Annotated in this window: 20 protein-coding genes and 1 riboswitch; of the genes, 7 read left to right on the top strand and 13 right to left on the bottom strand. The window is 36.8% G+C overall.

Features of this window, described 5'->3' with window-relative positions:
* The first annotated feature begins 72 nt into the window (after positions 1-72).
* Entirely contained in the window at positions 73-957 is an 885-nt protein-coding gene (locus ADM90_RS06315) for a glycine betaine ABC transporter substrate-binding protein (RefSeq protein WP_053994176.1), read from the top strand.
* Between the two features lie 50 nt (positions 958-1,007).
* Here ADM90_RS06315 and ADM90_RS06310 read toward each other — a convergent pair whose 3' ends face one another.
* The 3 genes from ADM90_RS06310 to ADM90_RS06300 form a co-directional block, all read right to left on the bottom strand.
* Complete coding sequence (locus tag ADM90_RS06310) at positions 1,008-1,322, bottom strand: DMT family transporter (protein WP_053994175.1); 315 nt, start codon at positions 1,320-1,322, stop codon at positions 1,008-1,010.
* Positions 1,322-1,663, bottom strand: a complete 342-nt coding sequence (locus tag ADM90_RS06305; protein ID WP_053994174.1) for a DMT family transporter — start codon at positions 1,661-1,663, stop codon at positions 1,322-1,324. The genes ADM90_RS06310 and ADM90_RS06305 overlap by 1 nt, the downstream gene beginning before the upstream one ends.
* 62 nt (positions 1,664-1,725) lie before the next feature.
* A riboswitch (guanidine-I (ykkC/yxkD leader) is annotated at positions 1,726-1,822 on the bottom strand.
* 32 nt (positions 1,823-1,854) lie between these two features.
* Complete coding sequence (locus ADM90_RS06300) at positions 1,855-3,003, bottom strand: PstS family phosphate ABC transporter substrate-binding protein (protein WP_053994173.1); 1,149 nt, start codon at positions 3,001-3,003, stop codon at positions 1,855-1,857.
* 121 nt (positions 3,004-3,124) lie between these two features.
* On the opposite strand from ADM90_RS06300, the gene ADM90_RS06295 reads away from it, so the two are divergent.
* Complete coding sequence (locus ADM90_RS06295) at positions 3,125-3,598, top strand: YbaK/EbsC family protein (RefSeq protein ID WP_053994172.1); 474 nt, start codon at positions 3,125-3,127, stop codon at positions 3,596-3,598.
* 100 nt (positions 3,599-3,698) lie between these two features.
* Here ADM90_RS06295 and ADM90_RS06290 read toward each other — a convergent pair whose 3' ends face one another.
* Positions 3,699-3,908: a hypothetical protein gene (locus ADM90_RS06290; RefSeq protein WP_053994171.1), complete on the bottom strand. Its 210-nt coding sequence runs from the start codon at positions 3,906-3,908 to the stop codon at positions 3,699-3,701.
* 153 nt (positions 3,909-4,061) lie between these two features.
* The gene (locus ADM90_RS06285; RefSeq protein ID WP_053994170.1) at positions 4,062-5,105 is read right to left on the bottom strand and encodes a DUF418 domain-containing protein; all 1,044 of its coding nucleotides are present in this window, start codon (positions 5,103-5,105) and stop codon (positions 4,062-4,064) included.
* 177 nt (positions 5,106-5,282) lie between these two features.
* Between ADM90_RS06285 and ADM90_RS06275 the strand changes: the two genes are divergently transcribed.
* The 3 genes from ADM90_RS06275 (at position 5,283) to ADM90_RS06265 (ending at position 6,820) form a co-directional block, all read left to right on the top strand.
* Positions 5,283-5,546: a phospholipase A2 family protein gene (locus ADM90_RS06275; protein ID WP_053994168.1), complete on the top strand. Its 264-nt coding sequence runs from the start codon at positions 5,283-5,285 to the stop codon at positions 5,544-5,546.
* Positions 5,547-6,141: 595 nt separating this feature from the next.
* On the top strand, positions 6,142-6,486 hold the full coding sequence (locus ADM90_RS06270; protein WP_053994167.1) for a hypothetical protein: 345 nt from the start codon (positions 6,142-6,144) through the stop codon (positions 6,484-6,486).
* A 19-nt stretch (positions 6,487-6,505) separates the two neighbouring features.
* On the top strand, positions 6,506-6,820 hold the full coding sequence (locus tag ADM90_RS06265) for a DUF5713 family protein (protein WP_053994166.1): 315 nt from the start codon (positions 6,506-6,508) through the stop codon (positions 6,818-6,820).
* Positions 6,821-6,977: 157 nt separating this feature from the next.
* Here the strand turns inward: ADM90_RS06265 and yidA are convergent, their stop codons facing one another.
* Positions 6,978-7,787, bottom strand: a complete 810-nt coding sequence (yidA, locus tag ADM90_RS06260; protein WP_053994165.1) for a sugar-phosphatase — start codon at positions 7,785-7,787, stop codon at positions 6,978-6,980.
* 144 nt (positions 7,788-7,931) lie between these two features.
* On the opposite strand from yidA, the gene ADM90_RS06255 reads away from it, so the two are divergent.
* Positions 7,932-8,627: an HAD family hydrolase gene (locus ADM90_RS06255; protein ID WP_053994164.1), complete on the top strand. Its 696-nt coding sequence runs from the start codon at positions 7,932-7,934 to the stop codon at positions 8,625-8,627.
* Positions 8,628-8,709: 82 nt separating this feature from the next.
* On the opposite strand, the gene ADM90_RS06250 is transcribed toward ADM90_RS06255, so the two are convergent.
* Both ADM90_RS06250 and ADM90_RS06245 read right to left on the bottom strand, forming a co-directional pair.
* Entirely contained in the window at positions 8,710-9,747 is a 1,038-nt protein-coding gene (locus ADM90_RS06250; protein WP_053994163.1) for a galactitol-1-phosphate 5-dehydrogenase, read from the bottom strand.
* Positions 9,748-9,778: 31 nt separating this feature from the next.
* Positions 9,779-10,543 (bottom strand): DeoR/GlpR family DNA-binding transcription regulator, encoded by a 765-nt coding sequence (locus ADM90_RS06245; protein WP_053994162.1) that lies wholly within the window; start codon positions 10,541-10,543, stop codon positions 9,779-9,781.
* A gap of 211 nt (positions 10,544-10,754) precedes the next feature.
* Between ADM90_RS06245 and ADM90_RS06240 the strand changes: the two genes are divergently transcribed.
* Complete coding sequence (locus ADM90_RS06240; RefSeq protein WP_053994161.1) at positions 10,755-11,747, top strand: tagatose 1,6-diphosphate aldolase; 993 nt, start codon at positions 10,755-10,757, stop codon at positions 11,745-11,747.
* Between the two features lie 71 nt (positions 11,748-11,818).
* Here ADM90_RS06240 and ADM90_RS06235 read toward each other — a convergent pair whose 3' ends face one another.
* The 5 genes from ADM90_RS06235 to ADM90_RS06215 all read right to left on the bottom strand — a co-directional run bounded on the left by ADM90_RS06235 (position 11,819) and on the right by ADM90_RS06215 (position 15,705).
* On the bottom strand, positions 11,819-12,595 hold the full coding sequence (locus tag ADM90_RS06235) for a DeoR/GlpR family DNA-binding transcription regulator (protein ID WP_053994160.1): 777 nt from the start codon (positions 12,593-12,595) through the stop codon (positions 11,819-11,821).
* A gap of 174 nt (positions 12,596-12,769) precedes the next feature.
* The gene (locus ADM90_RS06230) at positions 12,770-13,393 is read right to left on the bottom strand and encodes an HAD family hydrolase (RefSeq protein ID WP_053994159.1); all 624 of its coding nucleotides are present in this window, start codon (positions 13,391-13,393) and stop codon (positions 12,770-12,772) included.
* A 117-nt stretch (positions 13,394-13,510) separates the two neighbouring features.
* Positions 13,511-14,155 (bottom strand): bifunctional 2-keto-4-hydroxyglutarate aldolase/2-keto-3-deoxy-6-phosphogluconate aldolase, encoded by a 645-nt coding sequence (locus ADM90_RS06225; protein ID WP_053994158.1) that lies wholly within the window; start codon positions 14,153-14,155, stop codon positions 13,511-13,513.
* Positions 14,156-14,166: 11 nt separating this feature from the next.
* Complete coding sequence (locus tag ADM90_RS06220) at positions 14,167-14,742, bottom strand: glucose-6-phosphate isomerase (RefSeq protein WP_053994157.1); 576 nt, start codon at positions 14,740-14,742, stop codon at positions 14,167-14,169.
* A gap of 18 nt (positions 14,743-14,760) precedes the next feature.
* Positions 14,761-15,705 (bottom strand): shikimate dehydrogenase family protein, encoded by a 945-nt coding sequence (locus ADM90_RS06215; protein WP_053994156.1) that lies wholly within the window; start codon positions 15,703-15,705, stop codon positions 14,761-14,763.
* Positions 15,706-15,720: the final 15 nt, after the last annotated feature.

Genomic DNA, 15,720 nt, shown 5'->3' with positions numbered 1-15,720 from the left:
ACATTTTTATAAAAAAATAATAATGGGCGTTGGTCAGTTTAATACAAAATTAGCAAAAGAGAGGGAGATTCGATGAAATTGAAAACATTATCAAAATTAGGAATGGCTCTAGGTCTAGGCTTGATGCTCGCTGCATGTAATGGCGGCGATACAGGCTCAGGTTCTGGAAAAGACAGTAATTCTAAGGAGGTAAACCTAGCCTATGTGGAATGGGACACAGAAATTGCCTCTACAAATGTGGTTGGGCAGGTACTTGAAGATTTAGGCTATGAGGTAACATTAACACCATTAGATAATGCGATTATGTGGGAGGCTGTTTCTAAAGGTGAAGCAGACGGTATGGTGGCTGCATGGCTACCTCATACACATGCTGATCAATACGATAAATACAGTGCTGACTTAGATGAGCTTGGTGAAAACCTTGCTGGTGCAAAAATTGGTTTAGTTGTACCGCAATATATGGATGTTAATTCTATTGAAGATTTAACAAATGAAGCGGACCAAACAATTACAGGTATTGAACCTGGTGCTGGTATTACAGCTGCTACAGAAAAAGCATTAGAGGACTATGAGAATTTAGCAGATTGGAGTCTCGTAACTTCTTCTTCTGGTGCGATGACAACTTCATTAGACAAAGCACTTAAAAATAATGAAGAAATCATTGTGACAGGCTGGTCGCCACACTGGAAATTTGCAAAATATGAGCTTAAATATTTAGAGGATCCAAAGGGTTCATATGGTGGTGAAGAAACAATTAACACATTTGCACGTAAAGGTTTAAAGGAAGATTTACCAGATGTGCATACAGTATTAGATAACTTCCACTGGACACCAGAAGACATGGAAAGCGTGATGTCTGAAATTACAGATGGTAAAGATCCAAAAGATGCTGCTAAAGACTGGATTGCAGCAAATCCAGATAAAGTTGAAGAATGGACAAAAGATGTAGCAAAATAAGCGAAAAAAATGCACTTCCGTAATTGTAAGCGGGAGTGCATTTTTTATATTCACGATAGTAATTTCAGCATAATAGCTGCTCCTAAAACAAGCACAATACAAGCAACTCGTCGCCAGTCCTTGGATTCATTAAAAAATAGCATCCCTAGCAAGGCCCCTCCTGCTGCACCAATACCTGTCCAAATTGCATAGGCTGTTCCCATTGGCAATGTCTCCATAGCGTAAGCAAGCCCTACAAAGCTTAAGACAAATGCGAAAATTAACAGCCCTAGATTTTTTATATTCTTAACCTTATTATATTTACTAATCATATAAACACCCATCATTTCACATAGCCCAGCAATCACTAATGCTATCCATGCCATTATCTACTCACCTCTTTTTCCTGTGGCTCTCCTGTTACAAGCTTTAAGCCAACAACCCCTGCAAGCAACACAACAATGCATACGATCTTCGCCAATTTCCACGGCTCTCCAAACAACAAGCTATCTGCACAGACAGTACCGGTTGTTCCTAAGCCGACAAAAACGGCATATACCGTACCAACAGGTAAATGCTCCCCTGCTTTAATGAGCAGATAAAAACTAATAAAGATAGCAATAGCTGTACCTATCCACTCCCATACACTAGTGGCATGCTTTAAGCCAATGACCCAGCCAACCTCAAAGCAAGCCGCAATAATAACACTTAACCATTGTTTATTCACCCTAAATCCCTCCCATATTTTTAACCAAATAAAAAAGCCCGAAGAAACTGTCTAACAACAGTATCTCCCAGGCTTTTATCCTTCCGTGTCACAAAATAAATTTGTGGTTTTCTCTCGGTCCAGACTAGCATAAGCTACGGAACCCTAGAAAACTTTAGCTCTATAATGTTCCTTTTAGTATAGCAAATTTTTTAATTCTTTTCCACTGGTACATAGCCAACCTTTTCGATCATCGCCTGCCCCTCATCTGAACATATCCAATCAATTAGCTTCTGTGCATTTGGATTTTCTGTTCCTGCTGTCACTGCATAAAATTCAGCTATTAAAGGATATGTACCATTTTGAATATTCTCTTTTGTCGGCGCTACACCGTCAATGGATAATAATTTAATTTCTTTATTATTGACCATCTCCGTTGAATAATAACGAAATGTATAGCCAAGAGCATTTTTATAATTTCGATACTTTGACACCTCTCGAATAATGCCACCCATTCCTGAGGCAATATCTTCGGTTGGCGCTTCCATAATAGGCTGATTGCCCATCATCTTTTCAAGTGCTGTTTGACTGCCGCTATCTGCTGGACGCTGAAAAGCACGGACGGCAGCATCCTCACCACCTACCTCACGCCAATTTGTTATGTCACCCGCATATATTTGCTTTACCTGCTCAAGTGTTAAATGATCAATACTATTTTTAGCATGAACAAAAAAGACAAATGCCTCTCGCCCAATTGGTGTCATTTTAAAGGTTAGTCCCTTGTTTTCAGCCAGCCATTCCTGTGATGTAGATGGAGCCGCTACAAAAATAATATCTGTATCGCCTGCTATTAAATTTTGATAGGCTTCTGGTGTGCGGCTAACCTTTACAATACTTTCATACGGTGAATAACTATTTTTAGGATAGGTCGCCTCTACAAATGCTGCATATAAAGGATACATAGCTGTTGCACCATCTAAGCGTGGCAATGGCTGTGTTAACTGTAAGGATGCTTTGGTATCAGGCGTTATTACCTTGTTATTGCTCGAAAATGGCTCATAGGCAAAGACATCAATTTCTGCATCTACAGTAGGAATACTCATTTTATAATAATGGTGAAGAGGTTTGATGGCCACAAGCAGTAATGCCACACTCATTATACCCATTAACCATCCCTTTTTCTTTTTTGTATTAAGCCAATTGAATAGGTAACAAACAATTAGTACAAATAAACAAGCAGAAATTGTCCAAACTAACCCCATAAGATGTAAATATCCGCTTAGTATGAGAATAAACGATACTATAAATGTTACAAATGATAGAGCAATTAATACGCTTACTATTTGGAGTAATTTAACCATTACCCACTCCTCCCTTTTAGTGTAATTTTACACTAATGATACTTGAAAAATAAGCCACTTGCAACCATATATTCTGAAGATTATGATAAGATGATTTTATACAGCAAGGAGGAATGTACATATGGCTATAGAAAAAGTACGTCAGCATTTAGCGCAATGGCATGTTGAGCATAAAATACAAGAATTGGAGGAGAGCTCTGCCACTGTTGAATTAGCTGCACAGGCACTGGGCTGTGAGCCTGAACGCATCGCAAAAACCTTATCATTTCTTGTGGACGGCAAAGCCATCCTAATCGTTGCGGCAGGCGATGCAAAAATTGACAATACCAAATATAAAGCATTGTTTGGTACAAAGGCGAAAATGTTGGCAAAAGAGGATGTGGAAGAGAAAATTGGCCATGAGGTTGGAGGCGTTTGTCCTTTTGGGGTCAATGAAGATGTAAGCATCTATTTGGACGAATCACTAAAACGTTTTACAACCGTATTTCCAGCCTGTGGAAGTAGCAATTCTGCTATCGAGGTCACTGTTTCAGAGCTAGAAACATACACACCTTATAAAGAATGGGTGGATGTCTGTAAGGGCTGGCAGCCATAAAACACTCAACTATGATCGGCAACATTTTTAATTAGTGTTGCCGATTTTTAGTGTCTTTCTATCTAATTAGTTTGCTTTTCATTTTCAAGTGATCCCAAGCTTAATCACAAGAGCCCCCAGAGTCAGATGAACTACTGGAATCATCTGAGGTTGAATAACTATCATAGCTGGAACTATAAGAATCACAACGCTCACTGGAAGTACCAGAAGTAATATCCATTGTGTTAAATGTATAATCATTCGTTGATTCCTGTGTTAAACGATGTAGCCCTTTACGCTTTCTACGATTCTCAAAATATTTTTTAAACATCCTCATTCCCTCCTCAGCGTTTAATCAACCACTTCATTATCTATATTGAATATAAATCATTTTTTATACGAATACAAAGATAGTCTACGCTGCTCTTGCTAATACGGTTAAAAAGTATCACTGATTGTAGCATTCAACTATTGATCCTTATCACTATTTTGCCACTGTTTTTTTACCATAGGTCATATAACGCCATAGTTTTTCAAATGGACCTATAGTAAAGAATTTAAGCCAAATCACACTAAAGAATATTTGAATCATAAAAATAATCAGTGCGATTACAACAGTATCTGACGGTGAAACAACTTCTAGCCCCATTAATGAAATGATCATCATACCAATTAGGCTTTGTAGTAAATAGTTCGTCAAGGCCATTTGCCCTACTCGTCCAATTGGCTGAAGAAGCTTGGCTAGCTGTTTATTGTCCATCAGTATAAATAAACAAGCTAAATAAAAATAAGTGGTTGGAATGGCCCCTAAGCTAATAATGGCTTGGAGATGAGAATTGTCCGCCTGTGAGGCAAACCAAATCCACAGAGAAAAACCAATAAAGAATGGACATGTTATATAAAGTATCCGTTTAATATTGTGCATATATTGTTGAATATGATTAATCCAGCGTGCTTTCGCTACATAAAAGCCGCTTAAAAACATAATAAAAATAGTTATTGTATCATTGCCTAAAACATTTAAAGCAATGGACAATGCTGTGTTAGTAGACATCAACAATTGTCCTACAGTAGCAAGGAGATGGAGTGTAATAATAGTAAACAGCCATTGACGAATCGTTGCCATTTGCGCACGATAAAATGGCAACAATAAAAAACCAACGACTGCATACATCGCTAGAATTGAACCCCAAAATATAACAATATGCACAATACCTATTATCCATAATGCCATTAAACGTCTAGCAAAGCGTCGTTTCGGTTGATCTCCCCGAGCCTCTGCACGGGATGCAAAAATATAAAAACCAATCCCAAATAAAAAAGAAAAAATGGAAAAAAACTTTTTTTCAATAAAAATAGTAATAAGTGAATTGATCACACCATTGATACCACTGTAATCAGGTCTTGGTCCACCCTCTATTAAAACCTGATAGGCTCCGACATTAATAAATAAAATTCCCAGTAGCGCCAATCCTCGAATAATATCTAAGGAAGCAATTCGTTCTTTTTGTGTAATGGATGGTTTCATGTTGAGGATGCTCCTTTTATTAAACTATAGCCAGTATAGCTCGCCACCCTTACAATTATTTTCTTTTAAGCTTACAGCAACCTTACAAATTAGTTTATTTTCTAGTTTTTCATCCTTTTTAGGTATGAAATTTTACATATTTTATAGTAAAAGTTTTTTAGAAAAGGGGGTAAATAGATGAACAACAGGCGCAAGTTCGGCTTTTGCTACCCTGGCTATCGCTATTGTGGACCAGGCTGCTCAGGACCAGGTAAGCCTACAAATGCTGTAGATGCTTGCTGCCAACAGCATGATGAATGTTATGCACGCTATGGCCGTTCGAGCCATTGTGATAAATTATTTCAGCAATGTCTTCTCCCTCATATGAATATCTCTCATCAAACCGCTAAAGATGCTCGATTATTTTATCGGGTTTTTGAATTACGCAATCGCTTCTTTTAACAACCAAGCTCACGATGTTCTTAAAAGCAACGTGGGCTACTTTTTTGTATAAATAGCAAAAGATAAGCTTTGTGCATAGAGAGATCGATACCATATTCGAAATATCCTTATTCTAGCAAGGCTTTAGTTGGTTTCTAAAATAATGCTTTTGGAAGGTTTCTACTGCTCTATTAGCGAAACTTTACTAACACAGATAGCTTTTAATATACTTGATTTTAACAATGCTAGCGCAATCACGGTTAATTTTCCCTTACTTCGATGTTGAGCAAGATTGAATAGTCTTCTTCCTTCAGAATTTCTATCCTTTTTAGACAAAGCGAATTGACAGGTATATTTTTAGCTCGATATAAAACTCCTTATTTTTATGTTCAGTGAATTTGTATATTTTGTAAAAATAATAAATCTATTAGATTAGAATTTTTAGGGCTTTCTGCATCATGTATGAATAAAGACATTATAGAATAATGGAATAAAGAGAGAAGGGATAAAAATGGGTGCTTTTATAGAAAATTTACCCCGTACTTTGGCAATTCAGCAATAGAACACACATTTTTGAATACGTAAAAGTAGCATAAAGGATAGGAGATTAGATATTATGAGTGTGTCTCTTTATTATACATGTGTGCGGAATAAACCATTAACGAACGAAGAAAATAAAAAGATAACTGCCATTATCACTACATACAATAACAATTTTCAATGGTCAGATATTGGGGAAACTTTTTATGTGTATGATGCTGATACAACTACTACCATTTTTCAAGGGGCAACGAAACTGCCTCTAGTAGACGACTATGAAGCAACGGTACAAACACTATTTTATTGGCTCCAATGTTTAACAGAAATTCGCCAAGTCATTGTCGATGGCGATTGGCATGTGCATTTAGATGATGTAGAGGCTATTTGGGCTAAAGAAAATGGCTGGCAAATGCCAAATTAATATAAAGGAGCGGAATGTGATGAAGGAAATAAAATATTTAGAAATTATGTATAAGGATGATTATTATCCAACGTTCTTAGTTGATAAAATTAAAGAATTATTAGAGGATGTTGTTCAATATTTAGCGCAGAATTCTCATTCCTTAGTGGCTATTCAAGAGAAGTTTGATGAGATGACATTAGCCATTAATGATTTAGAAGATGAGTTTTATAAGCATAATAGTGAAATTGAAACCGTTGCGAGAGATAGTATTGCAGAAACTGTGATAGATATATTACAAGTATACAATATTGCTATTGATGTGGAAGAAGCATTAAGGGAACGTGAATGGTAAGGCGTTTCTTACAGAAAAGTCTGCTACTTAGATAATGCTCTCCAAAAGCTAGCGTAAAAACTTTAACTTGAAGAGAGCACTATCGTAGCTCCACCCCTTCTCAGCCTTTTACCTGTTACAGATAGGTAAGTTAGGTGTAACAGCGAGTTGTCATTAATTATGTTAAGAGCAAGTCATAAATTGCACGTGCAACACCGTTCTCATTATTAGATGTCGTTTCATAATCTGCAATAGCCTTTATAGCGGGAATAGCATTTCCCATTGCAACTCCACATCCTGCAAATTGAATCATAGGTAAGTCGTTTGCATTGTCTCCTATTGCTAGTACTTCTTCACGTCGAATGCCTAACTTTTCAGCCAACTGTTTGATAGCAGCCCCTTTATTCACTTCTTTATGAAGAATCTCCAAATAAAACGGCATACTTTTCACAAGCATATACCTTTCCTTCATGATTGCTGGGATACGCTCAATTGTTTGATTCAATAAGGCAGGTTCATCAATAAACATAGCCTTTGGTATCTCAATATCTCGTGGTACATCATCAAATGCCGTATAGCGAAAAGGTATTTTGGTCACATATGCTTCATATACCGTGTAAGGGCTAATTAATTTATTCGTTGTATATAGACAATTTTCATCAAAGAAATGCATGGGTGTCTGCAACTCATAACTAATTTGGTGAATCAACGTTAGGTCCTGATAATTCAAGAATTGCTTCGATATAACCTCATTCGTAGAAGTATTTTGTACAATGGCTCCATTATTAATAATGATAAAATCCTCTTCACCATCCAGTTGAAGCTTCTTTATGTACGATTGAACACCTGCTAGTGGTCTGCCTGTGCATAGCACCACCTTTACACCCTTTGCACGTACTTGATCCAGTGCCTCACGAACTTCTATGGTCACTTCATGGTGCTCGTTTAATAATGTGCCATCCATATCAATTGCCAGTAGTTTATACATAATCGATCTCCTTTCTTAATTTCATCTAAAACTGCAAACGGAACAGGAAGCTTCTTATAGGTCTCTTTCATACTAGAAGCTCGCCAACGTAAACGTAAAACATGTTATGATAATGCTAGTCAGCAAAGGAAGGACGCATCAGACATGCAAACTATTATCTTCGATGTAGATGATACTTTATATAATCAATTACAGCCTTTTCGCAAGGCATTTGAACAATATTTTGGTCACCTACTCCATATTCCAGTCGAACAGTTCTATATTGCTAGTCGAAAATATAGCGATGAGGTCTTTACTAGTACAATGTCACAACAAGAGCAGCAACTATATCGCCTAACGGCAGCTTGTCATGATTTTGGTATTTCCCTTGATGAAAACACAGCTCGCCAATTTCAAAAAACTTATGAAGAAGAGCAGCAAAAGATTACACTATTCCCTGAAATTCGACAGTTATTTGAGCAGCTGCTACAGCAAAATAAGCAGCTTGGGATACTAACGAATGGTCCCTTTGAGCACCAAATGAGGAAAATCCAACAGCTACAGCTCACTAAATGGATCCCAAAAGAGCATATTTTTATTTCTGGTAGTATCGGCCATGTCAAACCGTCAGCATGTGCCTTTGAATTTGTAGAGCATAAACTTCATTTACAGAAGACACATACTCTTTATATTGGGGACTCCTATGAAAATGATATTATTGGAGCGAAGCAAGTAGGATGGCAAGCTATTTGGTTTAATCACCGTCAAAAAGCACAACCAAATGCACCTTTTCACCCAGACAAAACCTTTACCTCACCACAGGTATTATTGGCTTATTTTACTGAAAAGGAGCAGCTTTAGCATAAAGCACAACTAGTAATTCACTTCTAGTTGTGCTGACCGTTCTTTCAATAATGGAAAACACCCTTATTATGCTAAGGCATCATTCACCAATTTTATACAAATATTTAATGGCATGATTTTTAGGGTCTCTCATTTTTATAAATGGTATTTCCTGATCTTCTAATCGATAATGCTCATTGATAAGCGGCCTTACATCCACTACCCCCTCTTTCAGATATTGGATAGCAGCCTGCCACTCAAATCCTGGGAATGGTGCGGAATAAGACATCCAAGAACCTGTAATTTCTATTTCTCCTCTAAGAATTCTTTCAAATACCTGTGGAGGAAATGTTACTTCCCTTACTGCTGTTCCAATATAAACAACTTTACCTAGCTTATCTACAATTTCGATACTTTGAACCTGCGTTTGTGCAACACCTGCTGTTTCAATTACTACTTTTGGTTTCGGATGGGTCGTGAAATAATCATTCAAATCGACTTGTAAGGAATTCACTGTATAAGTAGCACCAAGCTCTTTAGCGATTTTTAATTTATCTTCATTAATATCAATAACCGTTATTTCCCCTGCTCCTCGTGCCTTTAAAGCTAACAATGTCATAATGCCAATTGTTCCAGCACCAAACACCACAACAGCAGCACCTGCATGAAATTGAATTCTTTCAATGCCATGAATCGCAACAGTTAATGGCTCAATCAATGCGGCTTCCTCGTTGCTTACTTCAGCAGGTAGCACCAATATATTTCTTTCATCTACAGCAACATACTCTGCCATAGCTCCTTGCTGTCTCGAACCAATAAAGCTATAATGCTCACATAATGCTGGCTTGCCCTGTTGGCAATTTTCGCATTGATCGCAAGGCACTAAGGGGGCAACTGCCACCCGATCTCCATTTTGCACAGCGGTTACTTCACTTCCCACCTGCTCCACAACACCAGAAAATTCATGTCCTAGTATAGTTGGGTAATTATGCACCTTTCCTTCAAAAAATCTTGCTAAATCAGAACCACATATCCCTACAAATGCTACCTTTACTAATACTTGCTTATTGGATATGATAGGTTTCTCAATATCTCTTAACGCAAACGTTGCTTTACTTTCTAAGACGAGCGCTTTCATTGTTTCTCTCCCTCTCTCTGCTATTGTGAAATTACTCTTCACAAACGACGATTATTGTATTTTTACCTTCTATTTGTGCTAATATTGTTTGGTTTGTCTTGACATCTGTTATTAAAACCTCAATCTCCTCAATAGCAGCTACCTTATTCCTAGCAACTTTATTGAATTTTGAGTAATCAGCCATTAAAAATTTCCTGTGACTATGCTTCAGCATTAAACGTGAAATTTCTGTTTCGCCTACATGTATATTGGTATAGCCTGCATCAATATCTACAGCACCTATACTAAAAAAACCTTTATCCACATTGATTTTTTCAATACCTCTACAGGCTATAGGACCACTTAAGGATTTTTCATTTTTCCTCAGATGACCACCAATAACAATCACATCGAACATGGAATGCGCCATCAGTTCATTGGCAACAGGTAAAGAGTTTGTGACAACTGTTAATCCTTTTTTCTTTAAAATTTCCTGTGTGAAAAATAAAGTTGTTGTCCCATAATCTATATATAAAATATCACCATCTTCAACAAATTGAGCTGCTTGTTTGGCTATACTACGTTTTTCAACTTCATTTATTATTTTACGGTGAACATAGCTGGTCTCATTATTGGCTTTATTAATAATTGCTCCACCATGAATTTTATGAACTAGCCCCCTCGCCTCTAACTCATATAAATCTTTTCGAATTGTTTCTCTTGTTACATTTAAAATTTTACTTATATCAGCAATTTTCACTATATGTTTTTTTTGTAGCTGTTCCATAATTTCATGTTGTCGCTCTTGTGGAAGCATTGATTCACCTCCAGAGGCTATTTAATCTGTATTTATAGTTTGACTATAAAGCAAAAAGCAAAATAATGCAAAATATTTTATTGTTATAACTATAAAATATCTTTGCTTTTTTTTGCATATCAGCTTATTATGGAAATATAAATCATTTAGGAATGGATTGTATTCTGTATTTATACTCCCAATTAATACGAAAAATAAGGAGGATTTATTGATGAACTTAACAGCAGGAAAACAAAGAGGATTGGCGTTAATTTCAGATGAAAATAATATTATTTTAGCGACAGCAATGGATCAGCGAGGCTCCCTTGGCAAAATGATTCAATCGTACAATGATTCACTTTCATATGAAGAGGGATTAGTACAATTTAAAGAAGGCGTTAGTGAAGTACTTGGCAATCACTCTTCTTCTCTCTTATTAGACCCTGAGTATGGTTGGAGTGCTGCTCAAAAACTAAATGAAGATATTGGTTTAATTATGGCTTATGAAAAAACAGGCTATGATGCATCTGAAAAGGGCCGTCTACCAAATTTAGTAGATGATTATGCGGTGCAAGATTTAGTCAAAGGTGGCGCAAGTGCTCTTAAATTACTAGTCTATTATGATCATAAGGAAGAAGAACAATATAATCTTATTAAAAAGGCATTTATTAAACGTGTAGGTGATGAATGTAAACAAAATGATTTACTATTTATTTTAGAACCTGTTTCCTATAGCGCAGCTGGTCTGCCAGAAAAAAGCCCTGAATTTGCTAAGGTTAAACCTGAAATTATCGAATATTTTATGACGGAGTTTTCAAAAGAGGAATATAGTATTGATCTCTTAAAGGTCGAGGTGCCTGTTTCTATTTATAATATTGAAGGATATAGCCAATATTCAAATTACCAACCTGTATTTTCTCCTGAAGAGGCGGCACATCATTATAAAAATTGCTCCGATAAAAGTCGCCTACCATTCATTTATTTAAGTGGTGGTGTTACAAATGAGCAATTTATCGAAACTTTGCATTTTGCCAAAACAGCAAATTCTGAATTCTGTGGTATTTTATGTGGACGTGCTACTTGGAAAGATGGCATCAAGACATTTGCCACAGAAGGCAAAGAGGCTTATTATACATGGCTTCAAACACAAGGCATTGACAATTTAAAGAAAGTAAAAGAAGCTGTTACGGCTACAGCTACTCCGTGGAGTACCTTTACTCGATAACCAATAAATAGAAGGAGCTGCCCCAAAATATAGGACAGCTCCTTCTATTTATTTATCGAGAAACCCTGCAATTAATCATCATGTTGGATTGTTTCTATGATGACCTCCACATTTTTTTCAATGATTTGCTTTAATAGAGCCTTATCTGCTTTTTCATCCGTCACTAAAACATCCACTTGCTCAATTGATGCTATTTGATTCATGGAGACAATATTAAATTTTGAAGAATCAGCCATTACAATATTTTTTTTACTATGCTGAATCATTAGTCTGGAAACTTCCGATTCCCCCATATGTATATTTGTAAAGCCAGCCTGAATATCAACGCCACTCACCCCAAAAAAACCTTTATCCACATATATTTTTTCAATCCCGCGATAAGCTAAAGGTCCAAATAAAGATTTTTCATTTTTCCGTACTTGACCACCAATAATAATCACTTCAAAATCTGAAAAATCAATAATTTCATTTGCAATAGGTAAAGAATTGGTCACAATGGTTAAATTACGCTTATTTAAAATTTCACGGATAAATAATAAGGCTGTTGTGCCATAGTCAACGTACAATGTATCACCATTTTCGACAAAGTCAGATGCTCGCTTGGCAATACTTCTCTTCTCTGCCTCATTCGCACTTTTGCGATCTGCATAATTTATTTCTAAATTTGCCTTATTTAGAACAGCACCTCCATGGACTTTACGCACAAGTCCTTTTTCCTCCATATCATATAAGTCCTTACGAACCGTTTCTCTCGTCACATTTAACATCTTACTAAGACTAGAAATTTTAACAGTTTGAAATTCATACAATTGTTTCATAATTTCTCTATGCCGATCTTGTGGAAGCATTTCTCCACCTCCAAATAATATATCAAATTAATTTTACACCATATTGAAATCTACTGCTATTTATCTCCATTCAGCAAATGTTTAATCATGTACGTAGAAGAGTCCAACGTAAAATAGCATGCCAGAATATTTCTAGCATGCTACATCTATCTTTTATTTGTTGAAACTAGGCGACTAAAATAATGTTAATAAATCAGATGGCTGTTCAATCACATAGTCGTACTGCTCTGGTTGACCAAATCCATAGGAAGCATAGACAAAAGGAATTCCTGCAAATTGTGCCGCAAGCATGTCTCCATTTGTATCCCCTACATACACAGCATTTTTTATATTATTCCGTTCCATGATTAATTGGATATTTTCACCCTTTGATAAGCCTGTACGACCAGGATTTTCAAAGTCTAAAAAGTATTTTCCTAGTTGATGATAATCATAAAAGGTTTCAATATAGCCTTCCTGACAGTTGCTAACAATAAACATTCGAAATCTTGCGGACAAGGCCACTAATGTTTCTTCTAACTGTGGATATAAAATACCACCCTCACGTAATAGATCAATTTGCTCTTGTTGACAACATGCCAAAATAAGTTCTAACTGCTGTTGTTCATTCAGATAATGAAATAACATAGCTGCAATTTCTTTAATTTGTAAGCCCATCGTTTTGGATAAATCCTCTTCTGTCACACTACCTTTACCGAGTGGTGACTCTTGAACAATCTTTGTCCATGATTTTGCTACCGTTTTCCTAGAATCCCATAACGTCCCATCTAAATCAAAAATAATACTATCTATGCTCATCTGCACCCTCCTGTATTAGACAAAGTGCCCGAATCATGTATTGATTCGAGCGCTCTTGTTGCTTTATTTCATATAGGAGAAGACTATGCAAACATCCTCTCTGATTAACATTCTATTCTAGTTATTTCTTGCCTGCTGTATTTCTTGTATAAATGCTTGTGCTGTATGGGTAATTTTGCTGTATCCATCAACCTCTGGATTACCAATCAGACTACCACCTGCACCTACTGCTACAGCACCAGCACGAATCCATTCCCCTACATTATTGACATTCACACCACCAGTAGGCATTAAATTTGCTTGTGGTAGCGGTCCTTTAAATGCTTTAATTACCTTTGGTCCCATCAATTCACCTGGGAAAACTTTCAACACATCTGCTCCATACTCCATTGCTTGTACAGCCGCTTCAATGGTCATGACGCCAGGTAGATAGGGAATTTGATATCGATTACATAGCTTAGCCGTTGCTACGCTGAAACTTGGGCTAACAATATATTGTGCCCCTGCAAGAATGGCGATACGAGCTGTTTCAGCATCCAGTACAGTTCCAGCTCCCAAAATAATGTCTGATTGAAAAGTACTAGCTAGTTCTTCAATCACCTTTGTTGCCCCTGGAATTGTATAGGTAATCTCAATTGCAGCAACGCCACCATTTAAGGCTGCTTCGGTAATTTTTTTTGCTTGTTCAATATTATCTGCACGGACAACTGCTACAAGCCCAGCATCCGTAATCTGCTTTACTGTATGGTGTTTTATAATCATCGAAACACTCCTTAATTCCATTTAGGATTATCAATAATCTCAGGCTGACCCTCTTTTTCAACGACTAATTTTCGATAGCCTTTTGTTTCGATTGTGCCATAATCATGTCCTGCATCTGCACGGAATGCATAAAAGGAAATAAGCGGTTCAGTGCCTGTATTAATGCTTCGATGTGCATAGCGTGGTGGCACATAAACTGCCTGACCTGGGCTAAACTTTTCGATTTGCCAATCACCTTCAGGGTTTTCCATCAACATAACCCCTTCTCCACTTAAACAATAATAGACTTCTCCAGTTTCTAAAATTGTATGGAAATGTCCTTTTGTCATATGATATTCATTTCCTACTTTTCCTGGATATAAAACGCTCGTACCAAATAAAATATCGCCACTTGTTTGTGGGATATCTAACTCATAAAATTCATAAACTAATGGATCATTATCATCTTGCAATTTACGATCGTATGCTCCTTGGTCAGCATACATGCCCTTCATACTTGATAGTGTACGTTTTGTTGAAGGTGTCTTTTTCGATAAACCTGTTACTAGATCAAAATCAATCGTGAAAGCTTTTACTGGCTGTGTCATCCTTATTCCCCCCATGTACTACCTTAAATTATTTGAAATGTTCTCTATTTTATCCATTATTTCATCTGTTAGTGGTATATCAAAAACCTCAGCAATCACCTGCGTCCATCCATGGATGAAATAGATCCAACCATCCTCTACATGTAACTGCTTGCTTTGCTGTTGTTGCTTTGCTTGATGAAGAAAACCTAACTCGCCTCTATAGTTTAACTCCCATACAAAACTATGCGTTGGAAATACAGCGTTGTCACTAATCGGTGAACCAGGTCTATCTTTTCCCAAACCTGTGGCATTGATAACCAATGAATTCGATGGTAATGTAGCCAATAATTCATCTGTTTGTCCATGCTCAGTAATTAAATGATAGTCGACATTTGCTGTATGATTTACATCCTGTAAAATATGTTTAATTTCTTCTAAGCGCTTGTGGTCCAAATCTGTAACGATCATGCGTTGTGGCATTTCTGCTCCGTTATCCTTGTTCAACAAATAAGCTGAAATAGCAATAGCACTTCCTCCCGCGCCTAAAAGCATCACTTCTCCATGTTGCTCTTGCCAATATTTTTTAGGAATAAAGCGTTGTAAAGCTAGTCCACTTGAAATAGGATCTTTAGCATGGCCGATTAATTTGCCATTACGCTTGGATATACAGGATAATTCACCGAACATTTGAGCATACGTATCCAATTCATCAAATAAGTCTTTAGCTGACTCATAAATATCAATTTTATGTGTTGTAACAAGTGCGCCTAAAGATAGTGAGTCATTTTTGATAAATTCAACAACTGCTCTATAGTCTTCAGGTGCTGCATGAATAGGTAAATCAATTCCGACTAATTTAGCTTCTGGAAATCCTAAAATCTTGATCCACTCAGGGAAAATTTTCATAATGGAAGACTTAGTCGTCGTTACTCCTATAAAATACATTGTTGGTACAGTTGCTGCTTGTGGTATGCTACACATGTATAGTCATCCTTT

The sequence above is a fragment of the Lysinibacillus macroides genome (assembly GCF_001281525.1).
GTDB classification, from domain to species: domain Bacteria; phylum Bacillota; class Bacilli; order Bacillales_A; family Planococcaceae; genus Lysinibacillus; species Lysinibacillus macroides.
The sequence above is the reverse complement of the archived record's forward strand: the minus strand, read 5'-3'. Positions and strand labels throughout refer to the sequence as shown.

What these genes read in the sequence shown, in the direction of transcription:
- ADM90_RS06215 (WP_053994156.1), bottom strand. Translation starts at nt 15,705, where the DNA reads ATGTGTAGCATACCACAAGCAGCAACTGTACCAACAATGTATTTTATA.
- ADM90_RS06290 (WP_053994171.1), bottom strand. Translation starts at nt 3,908, where the DNA reads ATGTTTAAAAAATATTTTGAGAATCGTAGAAAGCGTAAAGGGCTACAT.
- ADM90_RS06255 (WP_053994164.1), top strand. Translation starts at nt 7,932, where the DNA reads ATGCAAACTATTATCTTCGATGTAGATGATACTTTATATAATCAATTA.
- ADM90_RS06240 (WP_053994161.1), top strand. Translation starts at nt 10,755, where the DNA reads ATGAACTTAACAGCAGGAAAACAAAGAGGATTGGCGTTAATTTCAGAT.
- ADM90_RS06295 (WP_053994172.1), top strand. Translation starts at nt 3,125, where the DNA reads ATGGCTATAGAAAAAGTACGTCAGCATTTAGCGCAATGGCATGTTGAG.
- ADM90_RS06220 (WP_053994157.1), bottom strand. Translation starts at nt 14,742, where the DNA reads ATGACACAGCCAGTAAAAGCTTTCACGATTGATTTTGATCTAGTAACA.
- ADM90_RS06265 (WP_053994166.1), top strand. Translation starts at nt 6,506, where the DNA reads ATGAAGGAAATAAAATATTTAGAAATTATGTATAAGGATGATTATTAT.
- ADM90_RS06235 (WP_053994160.1), bottom strand. Translation starts at nt 12,595, where the DNA reads ATGCTTCCACAAGATCGGCATAGAGAAATTATGAAACAATTGTATGAA.
- yidA (WP_053994165.1), bottom strand. Translation starts at nt 7,787, where the DNA reads ATGTATAAACTACTGGCAATTGATATGGATGGCACATTATTAAACGAG.
- ADM90_RS06310 (WP_053994175.1), bottom strand. Translation starts at nt 1,322, where the DNA reads ATGGCATGGATAGCATTAGTGATTGCTGGGCTATGTGAAATGATGGGT.
- ADM90_RS06285 (WP_053994170.1), bottom strand. Translation starts at nt 5,105, where the DNA reads ATGAAACCATCCATTACACAAAAAGAACGAATTGCTTCCTTAGATATT.
- ADM90_RS06225 (WP_053994158.1), bottom strand. Translation starts at nt 14,155, where the DNA reads ATGATTATAAAACACCATACAGTAAAGCAGATTACGGATGCTGGGCTT.
- ADM90_RS06270 (WP_053994167.1), top strand. Translation starts at nt 6,142, where the DNA reads ATGAGTGTGTCTCTTTATTATACATGTGTGCGGAATAAACCATTAACG.
- ADM90_RS06300 (WP_053994173.1), bottom strand. Translation starts at nt 3,003, where the DNA reads ATGGTTAAATTACTCCAAATAGTAAGCGTATTAATTGCTCTATCATTT.
- ADM90_RS06230 (WP_053994159.1), bottom strand. Translation starts at nt 13,393, where the DNA reads ATGAGCATAGATAGTATTATTTTTGATTTAGATGGGACGTTATGGGAT.
- ADM90_RS06250 (WP_053994163.1), bottom strand. Translation starts at nt 9,747, where the DNA reads ATGAAAGCGCTCGTCTTAGAAAGTAAAGCAACGTTTGCGTTAAGAGAT.
- ADM90_RS06275 (WP_053994168.1), top strand. Translation starts at nt 5,283, where the DNA reads ATGAACAACAGGCGCAAGTTCGGCTTTTGCTACCCTGGCTATCGCTAT.
- ADM90_RS06315 (WP_053994176.1), top strand. Translation starts at nt 73, where the DNA reads ATGAAATTGAAAACATTATCAAAATTAGGAATGGCTCTAGGTCTAGGC.
- ADM90_RS06245 (WP_053994162.1), bottom strand. Translation starts at nt 10,543, where the DNA reads ATGCTTCCACAAGAGCGACAACATGAAATTATGGAACAGCTACAAAAA.